The sequence below is a fragment of the Chelatococcus reniformis genome (genome assembly GCF_014640075.1).
Lineage (GTDB): Bacteria > Pseudomonadota > Alphaproteobacteria > Rhizobiales > Beijerinckiaceae > Camelimonas > Camelimonas reniformis.
In genome coordinates this window covers 384,234-409,743 of sequence record NZ_BMGG01000009.1, presented here as the reverse complement: position 1 = coordinate 409,743, position 25,510 = coordinate 384,234, and the positions used below count along the sequence as shown (strand labels likewise).

At 64.7% G+C, this 25,510-nt stretch carries 19 protein-coding genes; 6 read left to right on the top strand and 13 right to left on the bottom strand.

Annotated elements, in window-relative coordinates; genetic code table 11:
- Nucleotides 1–13: 13 nt before the first annotated feature.
- The 3 genes from IEW34_RS24535 to IEW34_RS24525 form a co-directional block, all read right to left on the bottom strand.
- Nucleotides 14–460 (bottom strand): carboxymuconolactone decarboxylase family protein, encoded by a 447-nt coding sequence (locus IEW34_RS24535; protein ID WP_188611848.1) that lies wholly within the window; start codon nt 458–460, stop codon nt 14–16.
- 201 nt (nt 461–661) lie between these two features.
- The gene (locus IEW34_RS24530) at nt 662–1,117 is read right to left on the bottom strand and encodes a carboxymuconolactone decarboxylase family protein (protein ID WP_188611847.1); all 456 of its coding nucleotides are present in this window, start codon (nt 1,115–1,117) and stop codon (nt 662–664) included.
- Nucleotides 1,118–1,136: 19 nt separating this feature from the next.
- On the bottom strand, nt 1,137–1,550 hold the full coding sequence (locus IEW34_RS24525; protein ID WP_188611846.1) for a cupin domain-containing protein: 414 nt from the start codon (nt 1,548–1,550) through the stop codon (nt 1,137–1,139).
- Between the two features lie 89 nt (nt 1,551–1,639).
- On the opposite strand from IEW34_RS24525, the gene pdxR reads away from it, so the two are divergent.
- Nucleotides 1,640–3,067, top strand: coding sequence for a MocR-like pyridoxine biosynthesis transcription factor PdxR (pdxR, locus tag IEW34_RS24520; protein ID WP_188611888.1), 1,428 nt, complete (start codon nt 1,640–1,642; stop codon nt 3,065–3,067).
- A gap of 48 nt (nt 3,068–3,115) precedes the next feature.
- Here the strand turns inward: pdxR and IEW34_RS24515 are convergent, their stop codons facing one another.
- A complete protein-coding gene (locus IEW34_RS24515) occupies nt 3,116–3,787 on the bottom strand; it encodes a TetR/AcrR family transcriptional regulator (RefSeq protein ID WP_188611845.1) in 672 nt (223 codons plus the stop codon).
- 115 nt (nt 3,788–3,902) lie between these two features.
- Between IEW34_RS24515 and IEW34_RS24510 the strand changes: the two genes are divergently transcribed.
- Nucleotides 3,903–4,652, top strand: a complete 750-nt coding sequence (locus IEW34_RS24510) for an SDR family NAD(P)-dependent oxidoreductase (protein WP_188611844.1) — start codon at nt 3,903–3,905, stop codon at nt 4,650–4,652.
- Between the two features lie 57 nt (nt 4,653–4,709).
- Here IEW34_RS24510 and IEW34_RS24505 read toward each other — a convergent pair whose 3' ends face one another.
- The 3 genes from IEW34_RS24505 to IEW34_RS24495 all read right to left on the bottom strand — a co-directional run bounded on the left by IEW34_RS24505 (nt 4,710) and on the right by IEW34_RS24495 (nt 6,875).
- Nucleotides 4,710–5,318, bottom strand: coding sequence for a DJ-1/PfpI family protein (locus IEW34_RS24505; protein ID WP_210324572.1), 609 nt, complete (start codon nt 5,316–5,318; stop codon nt 4,710–4,712).
- A gap of 47 nt (nt 5,319–5,365) precedes the next feature.
- Nucleotides 5,366–6,139 (bottom strand): enoyl-CoA hydratase-related protein, encoded by a 774-nt coding sequence (locus IEW34_RS24500; protein WP_188611843.1) that lies wholly within the window; start codon nt 6,137–6,139, stop codon nt 5,366–5,368.
- 232 nt (nt 6,140–6,371) lie between these two features.
- Nucleotides 6,372–6,875 (bottom strand): MarR family winged helix-turn-helix transcriptional regulator, encoded by a 504-nt coding sequence (locus tag IEW34_RS24495; protein ID WP_210324571.1) that lies wholly within the window; start codon nt 6,873–6,875, stop codon nt 6,372–6,374.
- Between the two features lie 11 nt (nt 6,876–6,886).
- On the opposite strand from IEW34_RS24495, the gene IEW34_RS24490 reads away from it, so the two are divergent.
- Nucleotides 6,887–8,383, top strand: a complete 1,497-nt coding sequence (locus IEW34_RS24490; RefSeq protein WP_188611841.1) for an FAD-dependent oxidoreductase — start codon at nt 6,887–6,889, stop codon at nt 8,381–8,383.
- Nucleotides 8,384–8,502: 119 nt separating this feature from the next.
- Here the strand turns inward: IEW34_RS24490 and IEW34_RS24485 are convergent, their stop codons facing one another.
- On the bottom strand, nt 8,503–10,176 hold the full coding sequence (locus IEW34_RS24485) for a saccharopine dehydrogenase family protein (RefSeq protein ID WP_188611886.1): 1,674 nt from the start codon (nt 10,174–10,176) through the stop codon (nt 8,503–8,505).
- Between the two features lie 242 nt (nt 10,177–10,418).
- On the opposite strand from IEW34_RS24485, the gene IEW34_RS24480 reads away from it, so the two are divergent.
- On the top strand, nt 10,419–11,243 hold the full coding sequence (locus IEW34_RS24480) for an enoyl-CoA hydratase/isomerase family protein (RefSeq protein ID WP_188611840.1): 825 nt from the start codon (nt 10,419–10,421) through the stop codon (nt 11,241–11,243).
- A gap of 119 nt (nt 11,244–11,362) precedes the next feature.
- Here IEW34_RS24480 and IEW34_RS24475 read toward each other — a convergent pair whose 3' ends face one another.
- The 5 genes from IEW34_RS24475 to IEW34_RS24455 form a co-directional block, all read right to left on the bottom strand.
- Nucleotides 11,363–14,656 (bottom strand): DUF499 family protein, encoded by a 3,294-nt coding sequence (locus tag IEW34_RS24475; RefSeq protein ID WP_188611839.1) that lies wholly within the window; start codon nt 14,654–14,656, stop codon nt 11,363–11,365.
- Nucleotides 14,657–14,670: 14 nt separating this feature from the next.
- Nucleotides 14,671–17,415, bottom strand: a complete 2,745-nt coding sequence (locus IEW34_RS24470) for a DUF1156 domain-containing protein (protein ID WP_188611838.1) — start codon at nt 17,413–17,415, stop codon at nt 14,671–14,673.
- A gap of 67 nt (nt 17,416–17,482) precedes the next feature.
- A complete protein-coding gene (locus tag IEW34_RS24465) occupies nt 17,483–18,349 on the bottom strand; it encodes an ASCH domain-containing protein (protein ID WP_188611837.1) in 867 nt (288 codons plus the stop codon).
- Nucleotides 18,346–21,846 (bottom strand): DUF8742 domain-containing protein, encoded by a 3,501-nt coding sequence (locus tag IEW34_RS24460; protein ID WP_188611836.1) that lies wholly within the window; start codon nt 21,844–21,846, stop codon nt 18,346–18,348. The genes IEW34_RS24465 and IEW34_RS24460 overlap by 4 nt, the downstream gene beginning before the upstream one ends.
- 26 nt (nt 21,847–21,872) lie before the next feature.
- A complete protein-coding gene (locus IEW34_RS24455; protein WP_188611835.1) occupies nt 21,873–22,757 on the bottom strand; it encodes a helix-turn-helix transcriptional regulator in 885 nt (294 codons plus the stop codon).
- A gap of 233 nt (nt 22,758–22,990) precedes the next feature.
- On the opposite strand from IEW34_RS24455, the gene IEW34_RS24450 reads away from it, so the two are divergent.
- Together IEW34_RS24450 and IEW34_RS30735 are read left to right on the top strand one after the other, a co-directional pair.
- Nucleotides 22,991–24,835: a DEAD/DEAH box helicase gene (locus tag IEW34_RS24450; RefSeq protein ID WP_244642180.1), complete on the top strand. Its 1,845-nt coding sequence runs from the start codon at nt 22,991–22,993 to the stop codon at nt 24,833–24,835.
- Entirely contained in the window at nt 24,832–25,233 is a 402-nt protein-coding gene (locus IEW34_RS30735; RefSeq protein WP_244642179.1) for a hypothetical protein, read from the top strand. The genes IEW34_RS24450 and IEW34_RS30735 overlap by 4 nt, the downstream gene beginning before the upstream one ends.
- Nucleotides 25,234–25,510 lie beyond the last annotated feature (277 nt).

The following is a 25,510-nucleotide window of genomic DNA, read 5'->3' as shown; positions in this document are numbered from 1 at the left end:
ACATTCACTTCCGTCATCTGGCCGAGTCCGGTGTCGTGCGGAAGCTGATGGCCAAGCGGTTGTAGGCGTTGATCAGGCCGATCGCGATGGTCAGCTCGGCGAGCTGCCCCGCATCGAACACCCCGGCCGCCGCCTGATAGTCGCCATCCGGCACGCCGGTTTCGGCAACGCGCGTCACCGTCTCGGCCCAGGCCAGCGCCGCGCGCTCGGTCTCGTCGAACAGCCGGCCGCCCTCGCGCCAGGCCGGAACCAGCGCGATCTTCTCGCGCGCCACGCCGTCCTTCGCCAGCTCCTTGGAATGCATGTCGATGCAATAGGCGCAGCCGTTGATCAGCGAGGCCCGCAGGAACACCAGATCGATCAACGTCTTCGCCAGTCCGCTCTCCATGACATGGGCATAGACGTGATCGATCGTCTTCATGCCGGCCGGGCTGGCGCGGTAATAGTTGACGCGTTCCATGAATGTTCCCTCTTGTCTCAATGTCTCGAGATAGAGATGCGACCCATTACCTTCGAATACGATTCACCCGCCCATGGCGAGGTGTGCATCAGGCTGCGGAAGCTCTCGGTATTCGCAAATGAGCTGAGCGAAGCCCCGCGCGAGCCTGCTGGCGGGATTTCTGATCCCGAGACGTCGTCGGGAACCACGGGCCTACACCCCTCACATGCCGAGGACGGCCTGGGGCGTGTTGCGGAAGCTGATGGCCATGCGGTTGTAGCTGTTCATCAGGCCGATCGCGATCGTGAGATCGACGAGCTGCTTCTCCTCGAAAGCGGCGCGGGCGGCGGCGTATGCAGCGTCCGGCACGCCGGTCTCGGCGACGCGGGTGACGCACTCGGCCCAGGCGAGCGCGGCGCGTTCGGTGGCGCTGAACAGGTTGCCGCCCTCCTCCCAGGCCTGCACCAGCGCCAGCTTCTCGATCTTCACCCCCTTCTTCAGGAGGTCGCGGGTGTGCATGTCGAGGCAATAGGCGCAGTTGTTGATCTGCGAGATCCGCAGATAGACGAGGTCCACCAGTTCGGCGGGCAGGCCGCTCTGCATGACGTAGCCGTAGACGCCGCCGAGTGCCTTGGCCCCGCCGGGAGCCACCTGGTTGTAGTCGAGCCGCTTGGTCATCGTCGCAATCCTTTCGGCTCTACTTGGCAGGGGTGGTGAGCGCCTTGTCGTCGGTGTCGACGACGAAGACCGCGAGCAGCTTCGCCGACCTGGTCGGGCTGGCGTTGCGGCTGACGGGATGGCGCGAATTCGGCGGCTCCGACCAGCTCTCGCCGGCCTTGTAGACCCGGGTCTCGCCGTCGTTCACCTTCGACTCGATCTCGCCCGAGACCACGTAGGCGTAGATGAAGGCGGACCTCGCGTGCGTGTGCGGCGCGGAGGCGGCGCCCGGAGCATAGTCGACCTCCACGACGATGAGCGACTTGCCGGGAATATTCGGGATCACCTGATCGAATTTGGGCGTGACCGTCTCGGCCTGGCTGTCATGGGCCGCGGCGGGCCCGGCGATCGCGAGGGCGGCGCAGGCAGCCGCGAGAAAGCTGCGGATCTTCATGGGCGTCTCCTTCTACCTGCCCGAAGATGGCCTCGTCGTAGGCTACAAAAAAGCACCAAGAACCCGGAGAAATCGTGTACTACGGCGGCATGGACAAACCGCTGGACCTGAAGCTCGACCGCAGGGCCAAGCGCCCTCTGGCGGAGCAGATCCGCCAGGGGGTGGCGAGCGCCATCGAGGAGGGGGTGCTGGAGCCCGGGGCGCGCTTGCCCTCATGGCAGGATCTCGCGGCCCAGCTGGGCGTGGCGCGCGGCACCGTGCGCACGGCGTACCAGAAGCTGGCGGCCGCGCAGCTGATCGAGGCCTCGCGGGCGCGCGGCACCCACGTCGCCGAGCGCCCGCGCGCCGTCGCCAGGGCCGAGCCGCCGCCGGACGCGGGCTCGTTCCTGAGGACCTACCAGGAGATGACGCAGGGGCCCGCGCTCTTCCGGATGGGGATCCCGGCGAGCGAGATCTTTCCGGCGACCTTGTTCGCGCGCCTGCGCGCGCAGGCCGTCCGCGCCGAGGCGAGCGGGCCCGCGCGCTACCCCGACCCGCGCGGCGAATTCGAGCTGCGGCGGGAAATCGCCGGCTACCTTGCCGTGTCGCGGGGCATCACCTGCCTGCCGTCGCAGGTCATGGTCACGGGCGGCTTCAGCGCCGGGCTCGGCCTCGCCCTCGCTGTCCTGGGCCTCACCGGTGAGACCGCCTGGGTCGAGAACCCGGGCTTCCCGTGGTCCAGGAGGGGGCTCGCGCTCGCCCGCCTGTCCCTGGCTCCGATCCCGGTCGACGGCGACGGCCTCGATGTCGATCATGGCCTGCGCCACCACCCCGGCGCCAGGCTCGTCCTCGTCACCCCCGGCCAGCAGGCGCCGCTCGGTTCCACCTTGTCGCTCGAGCGGCGCCTGCGCCTGCTCGCCTGGGCGGCCGCCCACCGGGCCTGGGTGATCGAAGATGATTATCTGAGCGAGCTGCAGCTCGCGGGCCGGGCCGCGCCGGCGCTCGCCTCCCTCGACCGGGATGGGCGCGTCATCCACATCGGCTCGTTCAGCAAGACGATCAGCCCGAGCCTGCGTCTCGGCTTTCTCGTCGCGCCGCTCGCCATGATCGCCCGCTTTGCCGAGGTGGCAGCGTGCCTTGCGCCGCCGCCCGGCCCCGCGGTGCAACGCGCCACCGCCGCGTTCATGCACGAGGGCCACTACATCCGCCATCTCAGGCGCACCAAGCGCGCCTATGCCGTCAAGCGGCAGGCGCTGCTGGACGCGCTCCAGGCGATGGCCGGCGCCGATCGGGTGACGGCGCCGGGCCTCGCCGTGCTGCTGAAGCTGCGGCGGGACATATCGGACATCGCCGTGGCGCGCGAAGCCGCGGCCTTCGGCATGTCCCTGGAGCCGCTGTCGGAATGGTATACCTCGCCCGCCGACGCCCAGTCCGGGCTCCTGCTCGGCGTCGCCACCGCGCCGACGCGGGACTTGGCCCGAACCTGCGAGCGGCTCATGGACGTCATCCGCCGGGTCGCCGATCAGCGGCAGGGCTGAGCCGGAGATCCGTCCGGCCAGCGCTCGCCCGCCCCGTCCTCGTGGGCGTCAACCGCGATCGCGATCCCCCCCGGCGACCCAGGCGTCCCAGCCCAGCATGGCGAGGCGGGCCACCATCTCCAGTTCGGCACGTGGCGCGCCGTCGCGCGCCCGAAGCGACATGCCGCTCTGAACGGTCTGCACGAAACGGGCGAATGCGTGGACATCGGCCGACGCCGGGATCTCGCCCTCCTCCACGCCTCTCACCAATCGCGCCGTCAGGCGGTCGAGCGCGAGCGCACGGGCCGATTGCACGAGGGCGCCGAGCTCGCAATAGCCCTCGCTGGCGACCGACGAGAGCGTCACCATGCATCCGTGCGGGTTGTCCTCGACACAGCCGGTGAGGGCCGCGGCCGAATCCAGCAAGAGGCACGCGACCGCGTCGCGCGCCGTTCGCGCCGCGTCGAAATTGCCCCAGACGAGCGTGCCGTAGCGCTCCTCATAATGGCGCAGCGCCTCGGCGTAGAGCGCCTCCTTCGACCCGAACGCCGCGTAGAGGCTGGTGGAGCCGATGCCCATCGCCTCGGTGAGGTCGGTCATCGACGTCGCCTCGTAACCCTTGCGCCAGAACACGCGGGTCGCCTGGGCGAGGGCGGCGTCACGGTCGAAGGCACGGGGGCGGCCGCGGCCGCGGGCCGCCGTTCCCCCCTCGCCTTTTCCGGTGCCTGCCGATTTCTGCATCGATCGATCTATAAATAAGTTGACCTGCCGCGGCAACCGGCCTAGCGATTTATGCATCGAACGATACATAAATCGCCGGCGAGCCGGCTCCGAAGGCAAACGAAGGAAAACCTCCATGTCGAATTCGCTCGACGGCAAGATCGCGGTCATCACCGGCGGCAGCACCGGCATCGGCCTGGGCATCGCCAAGCGCTTCGTCTCGGAAGGCGCCTCGGTGGTCGTCACGGGCCGCCGCCAGGCGGAGCTGGACGCGGCCGTCGCCGAGATCGGCGCCAAGGCGTCCGCCTTCCGGGCGGACGTCGCCAGCCTTTCAGACCTCGACGCGCTCTATGCGCACGTCGGCAGGACGCATGGGCGCATCGACGTGCTGGTCGCGAACGCCGGCGGCGGCAGCCTCGCCAAGCTCGGGGAGATCACCGAGGAACAGTTCGACCAGACCTTCGCCATCAACGTCAAAGGCGTGCTCTTCACCGTCCAGAAGGCGCTGGCGCTGATGGAGAAAGGGGGCTCGATCATCATCACCGGCTCGACCACCTCGATCATGGGAACCGAGGCGTTCAGCGTCTACAGCGGGACGAAGGCGGCGATCCGTAACTTCGCGCGGAGCTGGATCCTCGATCTCAAGGGCAGGAACATCCGCGTCAACGTCCTCAGCCCCGGGCCGATCGTGACCCCGGCCCTGCGCGGCATCGCCGAGAAGGGCAAGGAGCAGGAACTGCTCGACATGTTCGCGGCCCAGATCCCGCTCGGGCGGGTCGGCGATCCCGACGAGACGGGCAAGGCCGCCGTCTTCCTCGCCTCCGACGCGTCGAGCTTCGTCAACGGCGCCGAGCTCTTCGTCGACGGCGGCCTGGCGCAGGTGTGAGCCCCGCGCGGGCCGGGCGTGATCGACCGTCATGGACGCCGAACCGGCCCCCGCAGGCTAATCCACCAAGCCGTTGAGCCTGGCGAAGGGATCATCGGCCGGATCGCGGTTCCAGTGGTATTCGGCCCCGTCGGCGATGCCTTGCGCCGTCTCGGGGCCGAACAGCTGGGCAATGAGCGCCAGGGCCATGTCGGTGCCGGCGGAGATGCCCGAGGACGTCAGATACTTGCCGTCCTCGACCCACCGGGCCTGCCGCACCCACTGCACGTTCGGCCCCTGGCCGGCGGCCCAGGCGAAGGCGCGCTTGTTGGTGGTCGCCCGCACGCCGTCGAGGAGCCCGGTGCGCGCCAGCAGCGCGGCGCCCGTGCAGATGGTGGCGACGTGAGGCGTCGCCTCGGCCCTCGCCTTCACGGCCGCGATCAGGGCGGCGTTGCCGACCTCGCGGCGCGTGCCGATGCCGCCCGGCACCATGAAGATGTCGAGATCGGGCGCATCGGCGAGGGTCGCGTCCACCACCACCCGCGGCCCGGCGCTGCTGGCGACCGGCCCGGCGCGCTCGCCGAGCATGACGATGCGGACCCGATCGTGCAGGCCCGCGAACATCTCCAGCGGCCCGAACACGTCGAGCAGCTGGAAGCCGTCGAAGATGAGCATCCCGAGTTTCATCCTGCCCTCGCTCTGCGTGTTCGTGCCATTCCATGCCGCCGCGGGGATCAGCGTCCGGTGAAGCGCGCCTTGCGCTTCTCGACGAAGGCCGCCCGCCCCTCCAGCGCGTCGGCGCTGGTGCGGATCTCGGACTGCGCCTCCAGCTCGTGGCGGAACTGCTCCTCGAAGGTCGCATGCTCGCTCACCTCGAGCAGCTGCCGCGTGGCGACGAGCGCCCGCGTCGGCCCATCGGCGAGGCGCCGCGCCAGGGTCAGCGCCTCCTCGCGCAGCTGCCCGTCGTCGACGACGCTGCGCACCAGCCCCATGCGCTCCGCCGCCTCGGCGGACAGCGGCTCGTTGAGCAGCATCAGCTCCAGCGCCCGCTGCCGGCCGACCACCCGCGGCAGCATCCAGGTGGAGCCCAGGTCCGGCACCAGCCCGATGCGGCTGAACACCTGGATGAAGCTCGCCGAGCGCGCCGCCACGATGATGTCGCCCGCCAGCGCCAGGCTGAAGCCGCCGCCGGCCGCCACGCCGTTGACCGCCACCACGACAGGCACGCGGCATTCGCGCAGCGCCTTGAAGGCCGGCCAATAGTGGCGCATGACCCCGGCCAGCAGATCCGGCCCCAGCGCCTGCGCCGCCTTGAGGTTCTGCCCCGAGCAGAAGGCCCGCCCCGCGCCGGTGAGCACCAGCGCCCGCACGCCCCCCTCGCCCGTCATCTCGGCGATGGCGGCCGCCAGCCCGCCCAGCAGATCCGGCGTCATCGCATTCAGCGAATCGGGCTCGTCGAGGGTGAGTATCCCGACCCCGCCGTCCCGCTCCTGCTTCACCCCAGCCATGTGCGTTGCTCCCGATGTGTTGTCGATGGGGCGCAATGTGCCATGCTTCTTGGGGGGCTACTACGGAACGCAACACTGAACGTGCCCAGGCAGTTCGACCGCTCAGCCGCCTGAACGGCTGATCCGTCGCCGTCTCGGCGAACCCCGCCGGCGCACTCGGCTGGCCCGCGGGGAGGCCTGGAAGGGCCTGGAACCGAAGGCGCGCGATCGAGGTGCGGCAAGGGCGTGTCGCTCACCCGGACATTGCATCGACGAGCCTGCGCATGAGGCGCGCCAGATCGTCGACATCCTTGCGGGTCCAATCCTTGAACATCTCGAGCGCCATCTCCTCACGCGCCGCGTCGACCGCATCCGTAGCCGTCTTGCCATTGGGCGTGATAACGGCTTCGCGGACCCGCTTGTCGGCCACGCCCGGCCGCCGCGCAATCAATCCCAGCTCTTCCAGCCGCGCGGCCTGGCGGCTGACGGTCGTGTAATCGCGACCAACGCGCCCGGCGAGGTCGACCACCCCTATGGGACCAAGCCGCTCGACGAGCACCAGCAGGGGAAACAATGCCCGTTCGAGCGATAGCCCGGCCTTGGCGAGCAACTCCTCATCACGTTCGGGGCGGTTCATCACACTTGCGATGTCGATCAGCGAGCGGTGGAGCTCGGGCAGCAGCGCCTTGATATGTGTATTTTGCACTTTTTCCGTTGACACCGGACCGCCCCCTCGGAATATGTGCGTTATACACATAGGAGTTCGGCATGGAAGTGCGAGATGAAATCGACGTCCTGATCTGCGGCGCCGGCGCGGCGGGTTTGACGCTCGCGATCGACCTGGCACGGCGGGGCGTTTCCTTCCGCATCATCGACCGACTGGAGCGCCCGTTCGGCGGCTCGCGCGGCAAGGGCATTCAGCCGCGCACGCAGGAGATATTCGAGGATCTGGGCATCATCGACCGCATTATGGCGGCGGGAGGCGTCTATCCGCCGATGCGGGACTATCGCGAGGACGGCAGTTTCGTCGAAAAGACGATGTCGGAGGCGCGGCCGGCATCGCCCGGCATCCCCTACTTCATCGCGCTGATGATTCCGCAGTTCCTCACGGAGCGGGTGATGCGCGAGCGGCTGGCCGAGTTGGGCCATGAAGTGGAGTTCGCAAGCACGCTGACCAGCTTCGAGCACGGCGAGGGCGGCGTCAGCGTCCGCCTCCAATCGCGAGACGGCGAGGAGCGGATCGAGGCCCGCTATCTCGTCGGCGCCGATGGGGGACGGAGCTTCGTCAGGGGCGTGCTCGCAATCGACTTCCCCGGCAAGGCGCTGGGCGTCCGCGCCATCGTGGCGGACGTGAGCCTGACCGGGCTCGACCGCGATTACTGGCACCAGTTCAACGTCGGCGACATGGAACGACTCGTTGCCATCTGCCCGCTCGCCGGCACCGATCTGTTCCAGGTGCAGGCGCCGGTTCCGCTGGAGGGCGATCCGGACCTCTCCGCCGAAGGGCTCGAGCGGATGATCGCCGGGCGGGCGGGGCGGAGCGACATCGCGCTTCGTTCGGTGTCCTGGGCGTCGACCTATGCCATGAACGCCCGGCTGGCGGAGCGCTACCGCGTCGGCAGGGTGTTCCTTATCGGTGACGCCGCGCACATTCATCCCCCAACCGGCGGACAAGGCCTCAACACTAGCGTTCAGGACGCCTACAATCTCGGCTGGAAGCTCGCCGCGGTGCTGTCCGGCGCCCCTGATGCGCTTCTCGACGCCTACGAGGAGGAACGGCGCCCGGTGGCCGCCGATGTGCTCGGCCTTTCAATCCGGCTGCTTGACGGACACCACGAACAAGGTGGCATGCGGCGCGGCCGCGACACGCACCAGCTCGACATCGGCTATCCCGGCTCGTCGCTTTCGTACCATCAGCGCGTACGTCTCTCGGGACCGCGCGCGGGCGATCGAATGCACGACGCGACCCTGACCGGCGCGGCCGGACAACCGCGCCGCCTGTTCGACATGCTCACCGGCCCGCATTGGACGTTGATCGCATCCGAGCACGCCTACCGGCCGGTCGCCGCCGCGCGCAAAGGCTTGCGGGTGGTCATGGTCGGCGAAGCGGCCGAGCTGCGCGACCCGGCGAACCAGCTCGGCATGGCCGATGGCGGCTGCCTGCTCATTCGACCGGACGGCTATGTCGGCGCGACGTTCGAGACGGACAGTCCCGATCTCGTCGACCGCTATCTGGCGAGGGTGCTTCCCTCCGCGAACGCCTGAGCGGCAAGGCGATGACGCATGTGCAGGCCTCGGGCGTGAGGACCTGTCCGCGTCTCATCTGGCCCTGCCCGCACGACGTTGATATATCTTTACGGCCACAGCCGTCTGCCGCTTCGAGGCTAAGATGCGCCAGCCGGCTCGACGGGTCGAAGGCTTCCCTTGTAAGCAACGATCAATCCGACGAGCGGCATGGCGATCTCCACGTCAAAGCAGAACTCGCCGTCACGCTCGGCCTCGCAACTTCGCCCGGTGGGCAACAGAAAGCGAGGCAGCGGGATACCAAGAATCGTCCCGCGCCTTGGAACCAGAAACAGCTGGCCGTCCTCAACCACCAATGCCAGCGCGAAGGCCGCACGTCCGAACCTTTCGACCAGGAGATAAGCGTCTTGGCCCTGGCCGGCCGATTGCACGGACGAGAAGGATTTGCCGCCGAAGTTGCGAACCCAGCGCTCCCCACCATTCTCCGGCGAGAAGGTGACCGTGACGGGCATGTGTGACGCCGCCTCGGGAAAGCCGACCAGCGCCGCGACGAGCGCGGCAAGGGGGCCGCGGCCGCGCTTGACGGTCGCCGACCCCGCCCATTGGCGCCGCGCCGCAGACCCGTGCAGCTCCTGAAGGCGCGGGGGCAGCGTGGCGAAGGCCGACCCCAGCACCGCTTTGTAGAGGGGGGCATCGAGATGAGGCTCGCGAAATCCGCTGAAGATCGTGCGGCCCTGGAACGACGCGTCAAAATCAGCAAGTTCGAGCGCACGGACGGCTGATCGTGCGCCGGCCGCCGGCCGTTCATTCACAAGCAGCTTTCGAATGACCGCCTCGATGGCCAAGGAGGGGATGTACGGCCCGTCGTCTCCTTCTGCCAGAAGATGCCAGCTCTGCTCGATCTCCTCGCCGCCCCGGCTTCCCCGCGCGCGGACGAACATGCCGCCGCGATGCTCTCCGAATTTCATCCAATTGAGCACTACATAGAAAAGGCGCGACAACGGCTCCAGCGATGGCGCCCCTAGCCGCGCCCGGCCCTTGGCGAGCAGGTTCAGGATGCGGTGCAGGACCTCCGGAAGCGGCCCCGCCCCCATCCAGATATCGGTCATCGCCGGGTGCTCCGGCGGGATGACTTGCAGGTCCGGCACATCGACCAGGGAGAAGCGGAGGTTGCGAAGCGGCAGCCGGCCCGGCACCGCGATGGTGAAGCGCCGGCTTTCGGCCAGGCCGACGCCGTATGACGGCGTGCCGTGGCGCAGCAGTTTCACCGGGGCGCCCGCGTACCCCACCACCGCGCGCATCACGTTGAGACCGATGCCGGCATAGGGCGAGGGGCCGATGCCGCCTTCGACGGATTTGATCGCCATCGTCTTCGCCATCTCGCGCAGGACGGCCGCGGTCAAAACGGGAAAGCTGCTGACACCGGAGATGACGAACACGCCCGCATCCCTTGCGGGCGCGTCGAACCGGGACACGCCGAAGACGAAATCGGCCGCATCGGCAAAGTCGAGATAGTCGACGCCGGCAGCGATGCAGGCGGATATCACGCCGTAGCGCCCAGCGCCGTAATCCTGAAACGGCCCGGACGCATCGACGACGAGATCGGGCCGATGCGCATGCAGCCCCGCGGCAATGGCGGCGCGGTCGAGCGCCAGGGGCCGCACCTGCGCGACCCCGCGATAGCGCCGGCAGAACGCCTCGGCGCGGGACCGATCGCGGCCGCAGATGATCAGCTCGATCGCCGCGATGTCCGCCAGCAGCTCGGCCAGGCGGCCACCGAACACGCCATATCCGCCGAGGATGAGGATCCGCATCGTCGAAAAGCCTGTGCCCTCGCCCGTGGCGCGCCGTGTGGTGAACGAAGCTCCGTCGCCGCCCTCCATATGCGCCTTGCCGACGCCATAACCTACTGTTATTTCGTGTCAAAATGTTTATCGGGAGGTGTCGCGCCAAGCTGCGGCTAGGCGGCGCGCCGGCGGCACGCCCGAGACTGCGGCAACGCGCCGGGCAAGATCAATAAACCGCCGCAGCAGCCGGCGGCCAACGAGGAAACGCCATGACCTATGACCTGATCCGGCTCGAACGGAACGGCCGCGTTGCCATCGCCACGATCGACGCGCCGCCGCTCAACATCATCACGCTGGCGCTCTACCGCGAGCTGACGGCGCTGGCCAAGGAGATCGAGGCGGACGAGGGCCTCACGGTCTTCATCCTCAGGAGCGCCAATCCCGAGTTCTTCATGGCGCATTTCGACGTCGCCGCCATCCTGGACTTCCCGACCGACGAGGAACCGCGGCGCGATCCCCGCCCCAATCCCTTTCACGAGATGTGCGGGCGCCTGCGCACCATGGCGAAGGTGACGATCGCACAGATCGAAGGCCGCGCCGGCGGCGGCGGCAGCGAGATCGCCATGAACTGCGACCTGCGCTACGGCGTGAGGGGACGCACGATCATCAACCAGATGGAGGTGCCGATCGGCATCCTGCCGGGCGGCACGGGCACGCAGCGCCTGCCCCGCCTGGTCGGCCGCGGCCGCGCCCTCGAGATCATCATGAGCGGCGACGACCTCGATGCCGAAACGGCCGAGCGCTGGGGCTATCTCGACCGCATCTTCGCGGCCGACGAGATCGGCCCCTATGTGGACCGGCTGGCGGCGCGCATCGCCTCGTTCCCGCCCGAAGCGGTGGTGGGCGCCAAGCTGGCGATCAACGCCGCCGACGGGCCGATCGCCGACGGGCTGATCGAGGAAGCCTATCAGTTCCAGCGCCTGCTCAGGAACGACTCGGCCAAGCGGGCGATGACGCGCTTCCTGGAGATCGGCGGCCAGACCCGCGAGGGCGAACTGCGCGTGGGGGAGTTGAATGGGGAGGTGAACCGGTAGAGCATTATTCGGAAGACTAAGGTGATTTTGGGAGTGATGGCAGGCGCCCAACACGCGCCTGCCATCACACCCAAAGTCATCGCAACTCCAGTTAAATAAGCATGATTCGGATCCTAGAACTACTCGACCAACTTCTCAATAAACCCAAGCGTGTTGGCGTTTTCCACCAGCGTCCGCACCTTGGCGCGCTCGAGACCGGCAGGCACTTCCGCTTCGATCTCGAGCCTGAGCTTCACCTGGCTGCCCGGTAGCGTCGTGAGTTGCTCGATGATCGCCTCGACAATCTTATGAATGTCCTTTGCCGGCCGATCCGGCGAGATCATCACCGCGCCAGTGAACCGCGTCGGCTTCTTGTCCGCGGCCAGCGGCGGCGCGCCGCCCATAGGTTGTTCCTCAAATCCCGGGGCCGTGCCACCGGGTCCACCAGTGATGCCGCCGGCAACAGGTTGCGGCAACGCTGGCCGGTGCGCTTCCGCTACCGCAGGCTTGATGATGACGCTGTCGCCATCGATCACCACGGCTGCGCTATCAGCCCGCTCGATCGCGAGCCCCAGATAGATATCCGTCTGCTCTTCCCATCGCTCCGCATAGGCGAAGGGACCGGGCAACATGCCGCTGACGGCCGCCTGCACGGCCTTGATCAGGACGTCCTGACCCTTGAGGCGGGGCAGATAGATGTAGCGATTGAGGTATTCCCGTAGATCCTTCAGCGACAACCGCGGCTTGTCGTTCCAGATGTATTTCTGAAGATCGCGGTCGAGACGCGACGGCCCCAGCTCGATGAGCAAACCTTCCTCGGCCACCAGCTTCTTGCTGGCCCGCGCCAGCAGCCCGTCCTGCGCCGGGATCTTGCCGGACACCCACTCCCAATCCGCCTCGGCGCTCTCCTGGGCCGGATAGTGCAGATAGCACCACGCCTCTTTCAGGCGTGTCTTCGTCGTCTCAGCGGCTTCGGCCAGTTTCGCCTTGGCGAGCGCGCTGTCGCTCTGGGTGAGGTTCAGCCGCTCCGTGTCGCGGACGATCTCCCCCCACGCAAGGGAAGCGCGCACGGCGTCTTTCAGATAATCGAGTTGGCGGCTTTCCGCGGCGATGAAAACCAGCATGTTGCGATAAACTCGCGGCGTGCTGCCGCGCTGCGTGAGGATGTCTTTCGCCTCAACGAGCGCTTCGGAGCCCTCGCGCCCATTGTGCGGATATTTGACGCCCAGCACGACGGCGCGCACTCCGCCCGCTTCATCGGGGACTTCGGCCGACGAGGCCGGCGCGACCTGCACGGCGTCGAAATGCCCGCGATCGGCAAGACCGTTCACATATTTTCCGAGTTCCGCATCGATCGTCACATCGACCAGCGCCGCCTCGATCTGTGCCGCCTTGTCCGCCGCAATGCGATTGAGGCTCGCCGACATCGAGTACCAGTACCGGCCAAGATCGGCGTGCATGAACTTGGCCTGGTTGGTCAGCCGCCGCAGCGCATCGCCGAAGATCGCCGGACGTTCGCCGGGCTGCACGACGCCGAGGTTGATCTGCTTGTCGTCGAGGCCGGTGTTCTGTTGCTGCGCCGTAGGCGCGGTCCCCATGAAGATCGCGCGCGCGACGCGCCGCGTCGCCGAATAGCGATTCAGGTTCGGCGCCGACTGGTCGACCTTGTAGGGCGTGGATGTCGTGCCATCGACATCGCCGGCGATGATCGCCTGCCAGCTCACGTCGAGATAATGGAGCAATTCCGGCTCCACCCGCGGCGAACTCACCGCGACGCTGCCGGACATGATCATCACCGATGGATCGGCATTCATCCACAGCTCGTGAATCGCCTGCGCCATCAGGCGCAGCACGCCGCGCGTGCGCTGGAACTTTTCAAGCGAACCCCAGCTCGTATAGAGCTGGTCGAACAACTCGGGATGGATTGGATACGCCTTCTCCAGCTTGCGCCGGTAGTCCTCGTCCGCGCAGCCTTGCGGAAAGTCGTTGGCGTTCTCGCGGTAGAGCTTCGCGAACTGCTTCAGGGCGTTATCGCGGTGATGGAACTTGTCGCCAGGGATGTCCTTGAACAGCCGCCGCCTGACGATTTCATAGCTCTCCTCCTGGCTCGCCGGCCGCCACGAGGATTCCACTCGGCTGAAGGTCTGCTTGAGACGCGCCAGCGCTTCCTGACCGCCTTCGCCGCCGACCTCGATCTGCGAGGCCGGCAAAGATGCGACGAGCAGCGTGCCGGGACTGGCCTTGACCGCCTCCGTCAGCGACTGGACGAAGGATAGATTCGCATCGAACGACCCGGACGGCAGCCCCTCGACCTTGTAGATCTGACGCAGGTACGCGACCCATTCGTCGATCAGGATCAGGCACGGCGCATATTTCTTGAAGAGCGCCTCAAGCAGGTTCGAGCCCGGCGCGATACCGCTGGCGTCATTCTCCGCGACCATGGCGAAAGCGTCGGCGCCGCCAAGCTGCCAGGCGAGTTCGCCCCAGGTCGTGCGAATTTTCCGATCGCCCTCGGCATGGAGCACGTCCTGTGGCCCGCGCGACGTGCCGACGAGCACGGCGCGGTTGACGCCCTGTGGCACGCTGAGCCCCTGCTTCTCGAGCAGTTGATCGAGGCCGGAGAGGTCTTGGATCGGGGTCGGCCCCGCCATGTGATAGAGCGCCAGCATCGAGTGCGTCTTGCCGCCGCCGAAATTGGTTTGCAGTTCGACCACGGGATCGCCGCCGCTGCCGGACAGCCGCTTCGCAGCCCCGACCAGCAGGGTGCTCAATCCCTCCGTCAGATAGGTGCGGCTGAAGAACTGGCGCGGATCGCGGTATTCCGGCGGCGCGCTGCCCGAATGCACCTTGGCGAGGTCGGCCGCGAACTCGGCCTGCTGGAACTCGCCGGTGGCGACATCCTGATGGGGTTCGACCACTTCGCGCCACGGCAACAGCCCCGCCACGGTCTCGACCGAAATCTCAAGGCGCTGGGTTTTCCGCCGCTCCTCGTTGCGCTGAAGCTCCGTGAACTTCGTGCGCAAGATGGTGTCGCGCATCTTACCGAGTTGCTCCGCCGTCTCACCGGCGCTGATCGCCTCCATCAGCCGGCGCATGGAATCGAGAGCACGTTCGGCGTCGTCGTAGGTGAAGGTCTCGTTGTGCGAGAGCTTGTTGCGGACATCCCCCAGCTCGTTGACCAGTGAGCGCTCGGCACGGCCAAGCACGGCCTTGAACGCCTCGCTCCAGAACCGATCCATGGCGTTGAAGAGCGCGGCCTGGTCCCAGCCGACTTCGCCGCTGCTGTTGGGGCGCAGGTTCGGCAGCTTCTCCAGGACCTGAACTTGCCAGTGCCCCTTGAGCGAGGTTTCGAGGCGCTTTTCGACGAAGGGGATCAGCGCCGCGGGCAGCAGCTCCATACCCTCAAACACATACTGGCGCGTACTTTTTGCCACGTCCCGTTCCCCCTTTAGATGTCCAGCCGGATCTGGCGATCGCCGCGCGTGTCGTGGATGGCCGCCGCCGCCTTCGTCAGCTCGGCCCAATCGGCGATAAGGGCGTTGTAGGCCGTAGCCTCCTTCGCATCCTTCCGCTTGTTGGCACTGATGTCGTAGAGGCAGTAGGCGAGATCCTTCACGGCCTCGGCCTGGGTGTTGATCTTCTTCAGCAGAACGGCGGTATCATTGGAAATGCCGTCCTTCTCATGCTGTCGGACCAGGTGTTGGAGGCACTCCCACACCGTCAGATGACGATCGTCTTCCGGGTCCCAATCCTCGTCGAGTTCATCACGCGAGAGAATGCGGACCTTGCCCGCGGTGCTTTCGACGATGCCCGCGTGCTTGACGCTGTCGACAGAAATACCGCGCGCGCGGGCAAGGTTGTCGGCGACACCATAGTCTCCCTTGCCAACCCCGTTCTGCTCGAACCAGGTGATGGCGAACCGCGTGTCCGCGTCGAACTCACCCTGGATACCGCCGAGATATTCATCGAGCTCCCGGTTGATGAGCTGAAGCGCGGTCTTCACGCTCATCGGGCTATCGTCGGACTCTAGAACGGCTCTGTAGCGCGAGAATACACCCATGCCGGGGCCGATGGCCGACTGCGGCATATCCGCTGGCGCAATATTAGCCGCCTGAAGCTCGGAGATAGCCGGCGGCAGTTCGCGTTTCAGGGCACGAATGAACTCGGCTCGAGTAATACTCTCAGCCATTGCTTCTTTTCTGCGGCAAACCAGGACCACTGAGGTCGCAAGCGCGTTAGTGCCAACGCTAATTGTTCGCCCTGCACGTTCGGTACGAACCGGCCATGTGCCGACAACCGAAAGGCCCGAGGAGATAACAGCCTCTAGAAAAGTCGCCCATCCAGAAGATGTAAGCCCTTCCTCTGACATTTCGCTTTGCTTGAAAGCGTAATATATTGTCGCCGGCAACTTGCGATTCAATTGCGACGAAATATTAGAAAATGCCTCCGACATTCCATTCAGAAAGTAATCTTCTGCGGCTCGCCGATTCTTGTGCCGATGGGGCATCGCCACCAACTCATCCGACTTCGGGACGGTGATGGTGGAAAATACATCAGGGAAAATATCTCCAACGGACCGTTTCAGCCACACGTAAAAATAATCCGAGAGATCCGCATATCCAATGTTATCGTAGTATGGCGGATCAGTTGAGAGGCAGCTCTCCGTTGGCATGCTTACATGTCTAGCGTCCAACTGCTTAATGTTTCCAGATCCGATCGCCGGAAGTTCAGACAGAGACTTCACGACCCACTCAACGGCCCCACCAAAATTCCCGGTTGACGAACTAAATACGTTACACTCAGCAAAATCCCACGTCATCGCGATTGCTTGGCGAGCAAACGTGAAACGAATAAAGCCGCTGGTGGACCATGTCGCAATCGTACTCCATGCGTCTGCACATCTATCTAGCGCGCAGGATAAATAAACTCGCACGGCATTGGCGTATTCCGTTGCATCAATCGAATTCTTCACGCCTCCGGCCTCAAGGTCCTTTATGATTTGCGACTTTAGGTCCTTTGCAACATCGACAAATGTTGTCAGCGCCGTGGCCTGCCGCTTAGTGAATGCCTCTCCCCAAGTCGTCATGCCATACATGGGCAGTCTGTCGACCTCGTGAGACGGAGTTGTAACCAACTCTTCGGGCAGCCATTCTGGCTCGGACAGGAAAGCGGCTTGCTCCATTTCGCTTGTCGGGGAAACGAAAACACGCCCGCGCACACCCTCGACGACGACTGCCATAAGTCGCTGACCAAGCCCATTTTTACGGGCAGCCTCTCGGATGTAATTGAGAGGCATAGCACTATTTGTGAATAGGCACTTCCCACCATGCCTATTCACAGTGCCTTCCAATTTATTCGCTGCGGGCAGCCCACCCGTCCGCACTTGAAATGAGTATTGCTTTCCGTTGACTATCGGCTCAACCCAAGCGCTATCGCTGAGCTGAAAGGAGCGAACCAGCGGAACCTGAACGCCCGCGAAGGCGGGGTCTGGACTTGACACCGTTCGCGCCCAAATCCATGCGACTACCGTCGCCTTGCCTCCGCCTTGTTCTTTCGGCAGGTCCACCTGCGGGTAGAGGTGCCCGATGCGCCCCCACGCCTTCTCGCGCATCCACTCGCCATAATATTTGACGTCCTCCGCCAGGCCCTCAGCGTTGCGATAGAACTGCCGGTCCTTCGCGCCGGGATGGATCGGCTCCTTGTCCTTGAACTTCGGCGGGATCTCGATCATCGCCTTGCCGATCATCACCGCGACCGGGTTCAGATCAGACCCATAGGCCGGCAGACCGAGACGCTGCGCCTCCAGCGGGATCGACCCGCCGCCTGAGAACGGGTCATAAACCGGGGGAAGCTCGCCGCCGCAGCTCTTGCGGATTTCAGCGCGAGCGCGCTCCAGCACCTCCTCGTTGGTCGAGTTCTCCCACTTCACCAACTCCTCAATGATACCGAACAAGCGCTTGCGCTCGACCTCCTGCGCATTATGGGTGGGGAATTTTTCAAGATCGCTCGACGGATCATCGACAAGCTGGGCGAAGAGCACGGCCCGGCACGCCGCCAGCGGCCGGCGCGCCCACCACAGATGCAGCGTGGAAGGATGCCCGTGCCGGATCGACTTCTCTCGCGCCGACGCCTCGTTGATCTTCTCAAGAGGGATCGCAACCTCGATAAGCTTTTTTTTGTACTGTGTAGTCAATCGAGGTCTCCGTTCAGAAAAGCTTCCATTTTCAAGGGCGGCGTTGGTGGAAGGCGGTTTGCCGGGGTCATGATCCTCCTCCGACCACACCCACCTTTTGCACACGAACGCGATAGCGGTAGGGAGCCGTCTCCTCGATCACAACGACATCGCCCGCTTGCGCGCCGTTCAGCCTGTAGAACGCTCCGATCCAGCCGCGCGCACGGAAGAATTTTTTGTCCTTGCCGTCTATGTCCGTCTGCACGGGCTTCGGCCCGCCCCAATCGATTGTCACTTCCCTGCGCGCAGCAGATGCTTTGTTCGAGCCTCCGATCACATCGGCCGGAAAGCGATCAATCAGCGGACGCAGATAGAAATGGTTGTTCCGCAGATTGGCCTCGTTGATCTCGATCTCCCCAATCCAGCGAGACTCAAAAATCATTACCGCCGGCGAGATCGGTCTGCGAGGCTCAGCCGATGGTTGGGAGAGCGCCTCCGACTGCGACTTTTCGACGAAGGCCTCGGACAATTGGTCGGTAGCCCTGCTGTCAAAAGATTTGATGCCGCGTAAGGCGGAGGCCAAGCCCTCGGTCGCAGCTTCGTCCAGTTCGACCCAGGTGACAGCCCCGCTCTTGTGTTTGTAGGACACAGGGCGGCTGAGCCCGCGCACATCAGCCAAGACCCACGGCGTATTCCATTTGGCGACTTCGCCCGAACGGACCATATGATCGGGGATACGATGATGCTCATACGCCGCCATCATCTCTACAGGCGATAGCGGCCGGCCGACATCGGTCAACCTCGCTACGCCGTACACGGCGCCGGTCCCTTTACGGATAAGGCCGAACCAACCGCGATGCGAGGTCACCGACGACCGCATCTCCCAGTCTTTGGTGCCGTCGAGAATGTATCCGATCCAAGGATCAGCGATGATCAGTCCCTTTGCAATTTTCATAGCGGCGCCCCCGCACGCTCCAACAGGCGTCGCAGGTCGAACTGAATCGCTGTTTCCAGGAACGAAGGCTCCCGCTCCACAAGCGGCCCGCGCACGTAGCGCGGTTCACGGGCGAAACCAGCGTTGACGGAGACGATCGCCAGAATGAACTTCTCCGGCTCGTGCAGGGAAGTGATGACTTCCTGCCGAGTGACCATCACGCTGTCCGCGCCGTCGATGCGCCCCTTGACCTCAATGAAGCGCAGATGCCTCGACCTCGGATCATGCGAGGCGATGTCGTAACCGATTTTCTGGGCCGAGACGTCGGCCGGTTCGTTACCAAGCGCACGCTCGGCCGCCATGACGGCTTCCATCGCCGCAAGCTCGATCTCCCGACGCGCAGCGGGGTCTTCCGCAAAATGGTTCGGGACGTTTGGCGCTTGACGCCGTTCAAGCAGACCACGCGGGATGACGACCATGCCGCCCCGCACGCGCGGAGGCTGCGACGAGATGAAACGCTCCCGCTCAAGCTGGTCCATGCGGCGTTTCTGCCGATCCGCCAGGTCTTCTGCGCGGCGCTGTGCGTTCTGCCAGTTCACCCGCGTTTTCTTGCCGGCGCGCTCCTCCTCCTTCAGCTCGAAGGCGCGCGAGTCCCAGTAATTGATCTCCTTCTTGAGACGTGCGCGAACCTCCTGCTCGACCTTTTCGATCTCAGGCAGCCGCCGCGCCTTGACCTCGGCGACGTGGCCTTGGGCCAGTTCGACCGTCGCAAACCGGATCGCGACCTTCTCCAGATCGGTGGTCAGCCAACTCTCGTCCAGAAGCTCCCGCACGCTGCCGACTTCCCCCGACGTTGCCGGCCGCAGATTCAAATGCGGCGCGATGCCCGCGTTGACGGTTTTTCCAGCCTTGTCGATCGCGGCGAACTGGAGGCGCTGCGAGATCACATGCGGCTTGCCGGCGCTGGTGACGCGGCCGTCCTGGACCGTATGTTCCAGCAGGAAAATCGCCGACAGCGCATCACCCGCGTCGGTGTCGTCGACCAGGATCGCGCCCTGCCGCATGATCTGCTCATACTGTTCGCGGATCAGGCTGATCACGGCTTCGAGCAGCGGGTGGCCGGGGCAGACGAAGGCCGCGACAGGCTGCTGGTTGATCTTGTCCTTCTCGAAGCAGATGCGCTCATACTGCGTCTGGAGCGGCGCGCCGGTCCCGATCTGGCGATCCCGCTCGCGGATGCGCACCGGGACATGCGTGACCTCCCAACGCCCTTCCTCCCGGCGCTTGATCCGCCCGCCCAGATGCTGGAACGCCTCGACGAAGAAGCTCTGGATGTGGTGCGGCTGTAGGCGCAGCGCCTCGGCGCGCTCCATTTCCAGCCGCAATTCCTCAACCCTCGCTTCCGGCATGGTGTCGTTCGTCAGGGCGCGGCGGCGCAGCAGTTCGAGCAGGTGCGCCTGATCCACCGCACCATCGACCTGCTGGAAAAGACGCGCTTTCACGTCCTCCTGCTCGCCATACTGGATCGCCTCGAACAGCAAATCCTTCAGCGCCACGCCGTCGAACAATTCGCCGAGCACGTCATAGACACGGCCGCCCAGCGCCTCTCGCGCGGCTTCCAGCTTTTCGAGCAGCCGCGCATAGACCTCGCCTTCGCGCGTATCGGCCGCGACGAGATTCCAGAGGTGGCAAACCTCGGTCTGGCCGATGCGATGGATGCGGCCGAACCGCTGCTCGATCTTGTTAGGGTTCCACGGCAGATCGTAGTTGACCATGAGGTGGCCGCGCTGAAGGTTGACGCCTTCGCCAGCCGCATCGTTGGCGATCAGGACCAACATATCCTTGTCCTGCATGAAGCGCTCGACGACCTTGCGCCGCTCTTCGCGCGAAACGCCGCCGTGGATCACTTCCACGGCCTCGGGCTTGCCCAGCCGAGCCCGCACCTTCTCGAGCAAGTAGTGCAGCGTGTCCTTCGGCTCGGTGAAGATGATCAGCTTGCGGCGATTGCCGGCCGCGTCGACCATCAGATCGTCGTCGAGAATCCGATTGAGCTGGCTCCATTTCGTGTCCACGCCCGAGCGCAGCACGCCGAGCGCCATCGTCTCCAGCTCCTTCAGGGTCTCGACTTCCAGGGCGAGTTGCTCGACCGTCTCGGCCGTCGTCGCGCCCGTCGAGATCAGATCCTCAAGCTCGTCGATCTCCTCCTGGCCATACTCCTCGATGTTCGGCAGCATGTCGGCGTTGATCGCGGGCTCGGTTGCGCCGGCACGGCGACCCTTGGCGGCAAGGCGCGCTTCGCCCAGCTCGTTTTCCAGACGTTCCCGGCGGCGCTTGAGGGACTGGTAGATGGCGGCCGGTGACGAGGCAAGGCGCCGCTGAAGAATCTGCAAGGCGAAACCGACATTGTTGCGCTTCTTCCCATCGCCTTCGGCGAAGCGCTGCACGCGGTTCATCTCGGTGCGCACATATTCGGTGACGGCGGTGTAGAGCCCGGCCTCTCCTTCCGAGAGCTGATACTTGACCGTGCGCGCCCGCCGCTCGGGGAACAGCGGCCGGCCATCGAACTTGAGCAGTTCCTCCTTGGTCAGCCGCCGCATCATGTCTTCGGTGTCGGCATAGTGAACACCGTCGCGGAACCGGCCCTCGAACCGATCGCCGTCGAGGAGCGCCATGAAGAGCTGGAAATCCTCCTCTTTGCCGTTGTGCGGCGTCGCCGACATCAGCAGCAGGTGGCGGCAAACCTGGCCGAGCTTCTGGCCGACCTGATAGCGCCGCGTATATTTGACCTCGCCGCCGAAATAGGTGGCCGACATGCGGTGGGCTTCGTCGCAGATAATCAGGTCCCATTCGCGCGCGCTAAGGAGCTTCTCCTGAAGCTCATCATTGCGCGCCAACACGTCGAGGCGGACGATCAACCGATCCCGGTCGCTGAATGGATTGCCCGATCGCGAGTTCTCGATCATGTCGCGGGATAGGATGTCGAACTCGAGATTGAACTTCTGGCCGAGTTCGTCCTGCCACTGCTCCACGAGGCTGCCCGGCGCAACGACGAGGCAGCGTTCCAGATCGCTGCGGGCGACCAGTTCCTTCATCAGCAACCCGGCCATGATCGTCTTCCCCGCGCCGGGATCGTCGGCGAGGAGGAAACGAAGCGGCTGGCGCGGCAGCATCTCGCCATAGACCGCCGAAATCTGGTGCGGCAGCGGATCGACCAGGCTCGTGTGAATCGCCAGATACGGGTCGAAATAGTGCGCCAGCTTGATGCGGTTGGCTTCCGTCACCAGGCGCAGCAACGCGCCGTCGGCATCGAACGACCACGGTCGGCCGTTCTGCTCGACCTCGAGACGGTGCTCATCGTCGCGATAAAGAACAGCCTCGGCCACCGTGCCGTTGTGGTCGCGAAAAACGACGTTGATCGCCTGATCGCCGATCCAGTCTACGGATACGACCTGCGCGGCTTGCGCCGAGGCAATGCCCCGAACGGATGCGCCATTCTTGATATCTTCCAGCCGAGCCATTTCTGTCCCTACACCTTGCCCATCCGTCACATCTGGAAATCCGCAGCCTTGAGTGCTTCATCCGTCTCTACGCGGTTGAGCGCCACAATATGCTGCGTTCGCGCACTCAGTTTCGTCGCATCTACCAACAGTCCAAGGCGTTTGAGAACGTAGAAGAGCATGGCGTAGCGCACCGTCAGAACAGCGCGCCCGTTCTTCATTCCAAAATCCTTGGCGACCACATCCTTCTGGCTCTGCGTCAGGTCGGGATGCGGCCCGATTTCAACATCAAAAGTGTCGCTCCATTGCCGGTCATCGGCGCCAGATGCTCCCGGCTCGCCGGGATTGCGGACGCCTAGAATGCGAGGCAGCAGGAAATCTTTGAACCTGTCATCGATGTGGCAGTAAGCGCGCGCGTGCCAGCGGAGGCCGTCATAGCCGAGCGCATGCGGCGTCATGCGCCGCCACACAGGCGCAGCCCGCTCCTTGCTCATCGACTGGTAGTGAACCTCTAGCGATCTCCTGTCCCGTATCGCGTCGAGGACTGCACGCAGCGAACCAGAGTCGACCCGCCGTCGAGGCGTGAGCGCTATATCCGTCACAGGTGGGCTGACGATCCACGATTCGCTCGTTTCGGTCAGACCCTCCGCCAAGGAACGCAGGCGGGAAAGGTAGCTACCCGGATCAGGCTTCAGGAAGATCGGCGAGAAGTCGGGCGCTGCGACGTAACGTTTCGCGCTCTTGTCATAGACCGCATTGTGGGGCGCCCGCTCCTGATAGAGCGTCAGGTCCTTCGACGCCTGAGGCACGGAGACATCGAACATCTCCATGATGTCCGAGCGGTTGACGCCGCCCTCCCAGAACAGCCGGAACTCGATGAATTCGAGGCGCCGTTCCACACCCCACTTCAACGCCGTGGCGCTCTCCAACATCGCAATCCTTCTCTAACCGCCGATAGGGATAAAAACTATATGGACATAACCACGCGATCCGTATAATTAATATTCTTATCGGCACAGATCGTCAATGGTGGCGAACGCGAAAATCATGAGGAAAGGCAATGACCGAGCGCAGTCCCAACCGCGAAGTGACCCGCAAGAGGGCGGCTAGCGCCGCGTCTATGACCCAACGCCCGAACAAGAAGTAATCTGGAAGGGCAACGGAGATGCTCTCTCGCGGCCGTCCCACCGCCTCTGGCCAAGACGATCTCTTCAACCCGGAGGTCGAGTTGTTGCTGCCGCCCCGGCTTGCGGTCGAGGGCAAGGTGCTGAGGAGCCCGGTACGGCAGTTGGCGGTTCCGGCCCTGCATCTGCGTTGCCGGCTGCGGCAATTCGCGATCCGCCAGGTCGTCGGATACGAAACCACTCTCCGGTCCGGTGAAACGCTGAAGATCATCAGCGCGAAGACCGCAACGCCGCTGCAAGCCGATCTCATTCTGCTGGTGGCAGGCGTGACGGCACCTGAGCGAATCGTCGAGGCGTTGGAGCTCGGCGAAGGTCGATGGATCAACCCATCGCCGATCCGGATCGACGCGCTGGACCGCAACGAACGCGTCGACCGGCTGACCGCAGTATCCACGTCTTGGATAGACGCGGTTCATCTACGCGAGGGACGAGCCGCCACCGCCGGCCAGGTCTCGCGGCCAGGGTTGCGGCGTCCGCAAATTGGCGCGCTTCACGCCGCGCTCGCCCATGCGACGCGATCAACCGATCCCGCGACCATCGTCATGCCGACCGGCACCGGCAAGACCGAAACCATGCTCGCGCTCAATGCCTACCGGCGCTTCGAGCGCCTGCTGGTGGTGGTGCCGACCGACGCCCTGCGCGCGCAGATTGCCGGCAAGTTCGAGACCTTTGGCGTGCTGCGGCAACAGCAATGCCTCGACGAAAAGGCGGCCTTCCCGCTGGTCATGCGCCTCTCGCATATTCCAACCACCACTGCAGAGGTCGATGAGATCTTCGACAGCGCTAATGTCGTGGTCACCACGATGCAGATCGCTGGCCGCGCCGAAGCGGCTGTCCAGGAGCAGATGGCGGCACGAGCCTCAGCGCTGTTCATCGACGAAGCCCATCACATCGGTGCCCCGACCTGGGCTCGCTTTCGCGGCCTTTTCACCGACCGCGAACCGCCGCTCCCGATCGTGCAGTTCACCGCCACGCCCTTCCGGGAAGACGGCCGGCGCGTCGATGGCGAATTCATCTACATCTATCCGCTCAAGAAGGCGCAGGCCGAAGGCTATTTCAAGCCGATCCGCTTCGAAGCCGTGTTCGGCCTCGACCAAGCGGACGCCGATTTGGCGATCGCGGAGAAGCTTGGTGAAGTCCTCAAGGGCGATCTAACTGCCGGACTCAATCATCTCGCCATGGCGCGGTGCCAGACCATCGCGCGCGCGAATGATCTTCAACAGCTGTATAGCGTGCTGTATCCAGAGCTCCGGCCGGTGATCGTTCATAGCCAGCAGTCGGTCCGCGAGCGGCGCGATAACCTCGCCGCACTGCGCCGCTGCGATAGTCGCATCATCGTCTGCGTCGACATGCTGGGTGAAGGCTTCGATCTGCCGGAACTGAAGATCGCGGCTCTGCACGACCCGCACAAGAGCATCGCCGTCACGATCCAGTTTGTCGGCCGCTTTACCCGCCAGGACCCACGCCTGGGCGACGCGACCGTAATCGCCAACACCGGCGTGGACGACATCGATCGATCCCTGGCCAAGCTCTATGCTGAAGACGCCGACTGGAATGCGCTCGTCGAAGCGCTCAGCACCGCGAAGATCGACCGCCAGGTCCGCCGCGCCGATATGTTCAAGGGTTTTGTCGGCGACCTCAGCGACATTCCCCTGCAGACGCTCGAACCCAAGATGAACGCAGTGGTCTATCGCACGAGCTGCGATGGCTGGGAGCCGCTGCGGGCAGAGGATCTGTATAACCCGGGCGTCTATCTGGGCATGAAGGTCAACCCGCACCAGCGCGTCGCCATCTTCGTCACCCGTTCCGAGGAACAAGCCGGTTGACCGAAGGACTCGTGCAGGTGACGCTCCATCACTGCAAATATTCCAGCGCGGAGGCTCCCGGGGCTCGCGTCAAGGATCTTTACGAGGTCTGTGGTCAGGCTCAGAAATCTGCGCGTTGGCGCGACCGTCCCAATCGGATGTTTACGCATATGCTGAAGCGCGAAAAGCTTCGCCTCGAAAAGGGCCAGAACTCCCGTTTCGAGCAGGGAAACGCCGCCTTCCTGAAAAAGCTGAAGGCGAGTTGGCAGGACTATCGCTACGAGTTCGATGTACGAATCGTCCAACCCGGCCTGTCGCGTGCGGCCATCACGGAAGAAGGACTTCACCTGCTGGCGAGCGTGGAGACCTATCTTCTTGAGACACGGGCCATGCGAGTGAAGGTGATCGCCAGCGCCTGACCGATGCACGAGGCGCAGTTGACCAAAGCCCTGGGCAAGCCGGAGCACCCAGACATCCACTCCCGGGCTCCACCATTCCAATGTTGGTGCGCGCCGCTGACTCGCCGATATTGTGGTAGCTCTAAATCGTCACCGGCGGCCAGAAAGGGGAACGGTTTCGAACAAGGCGCCCTGCGTCGGGAAATGGAACGGTCCGCCGACCGGCGTCGGCCAGCTTCTTGGCCGAGGCAGGCGAGCGGCCACGGCGCAGTTCCTGTTCGGCCGCCGGTGAAGAAGA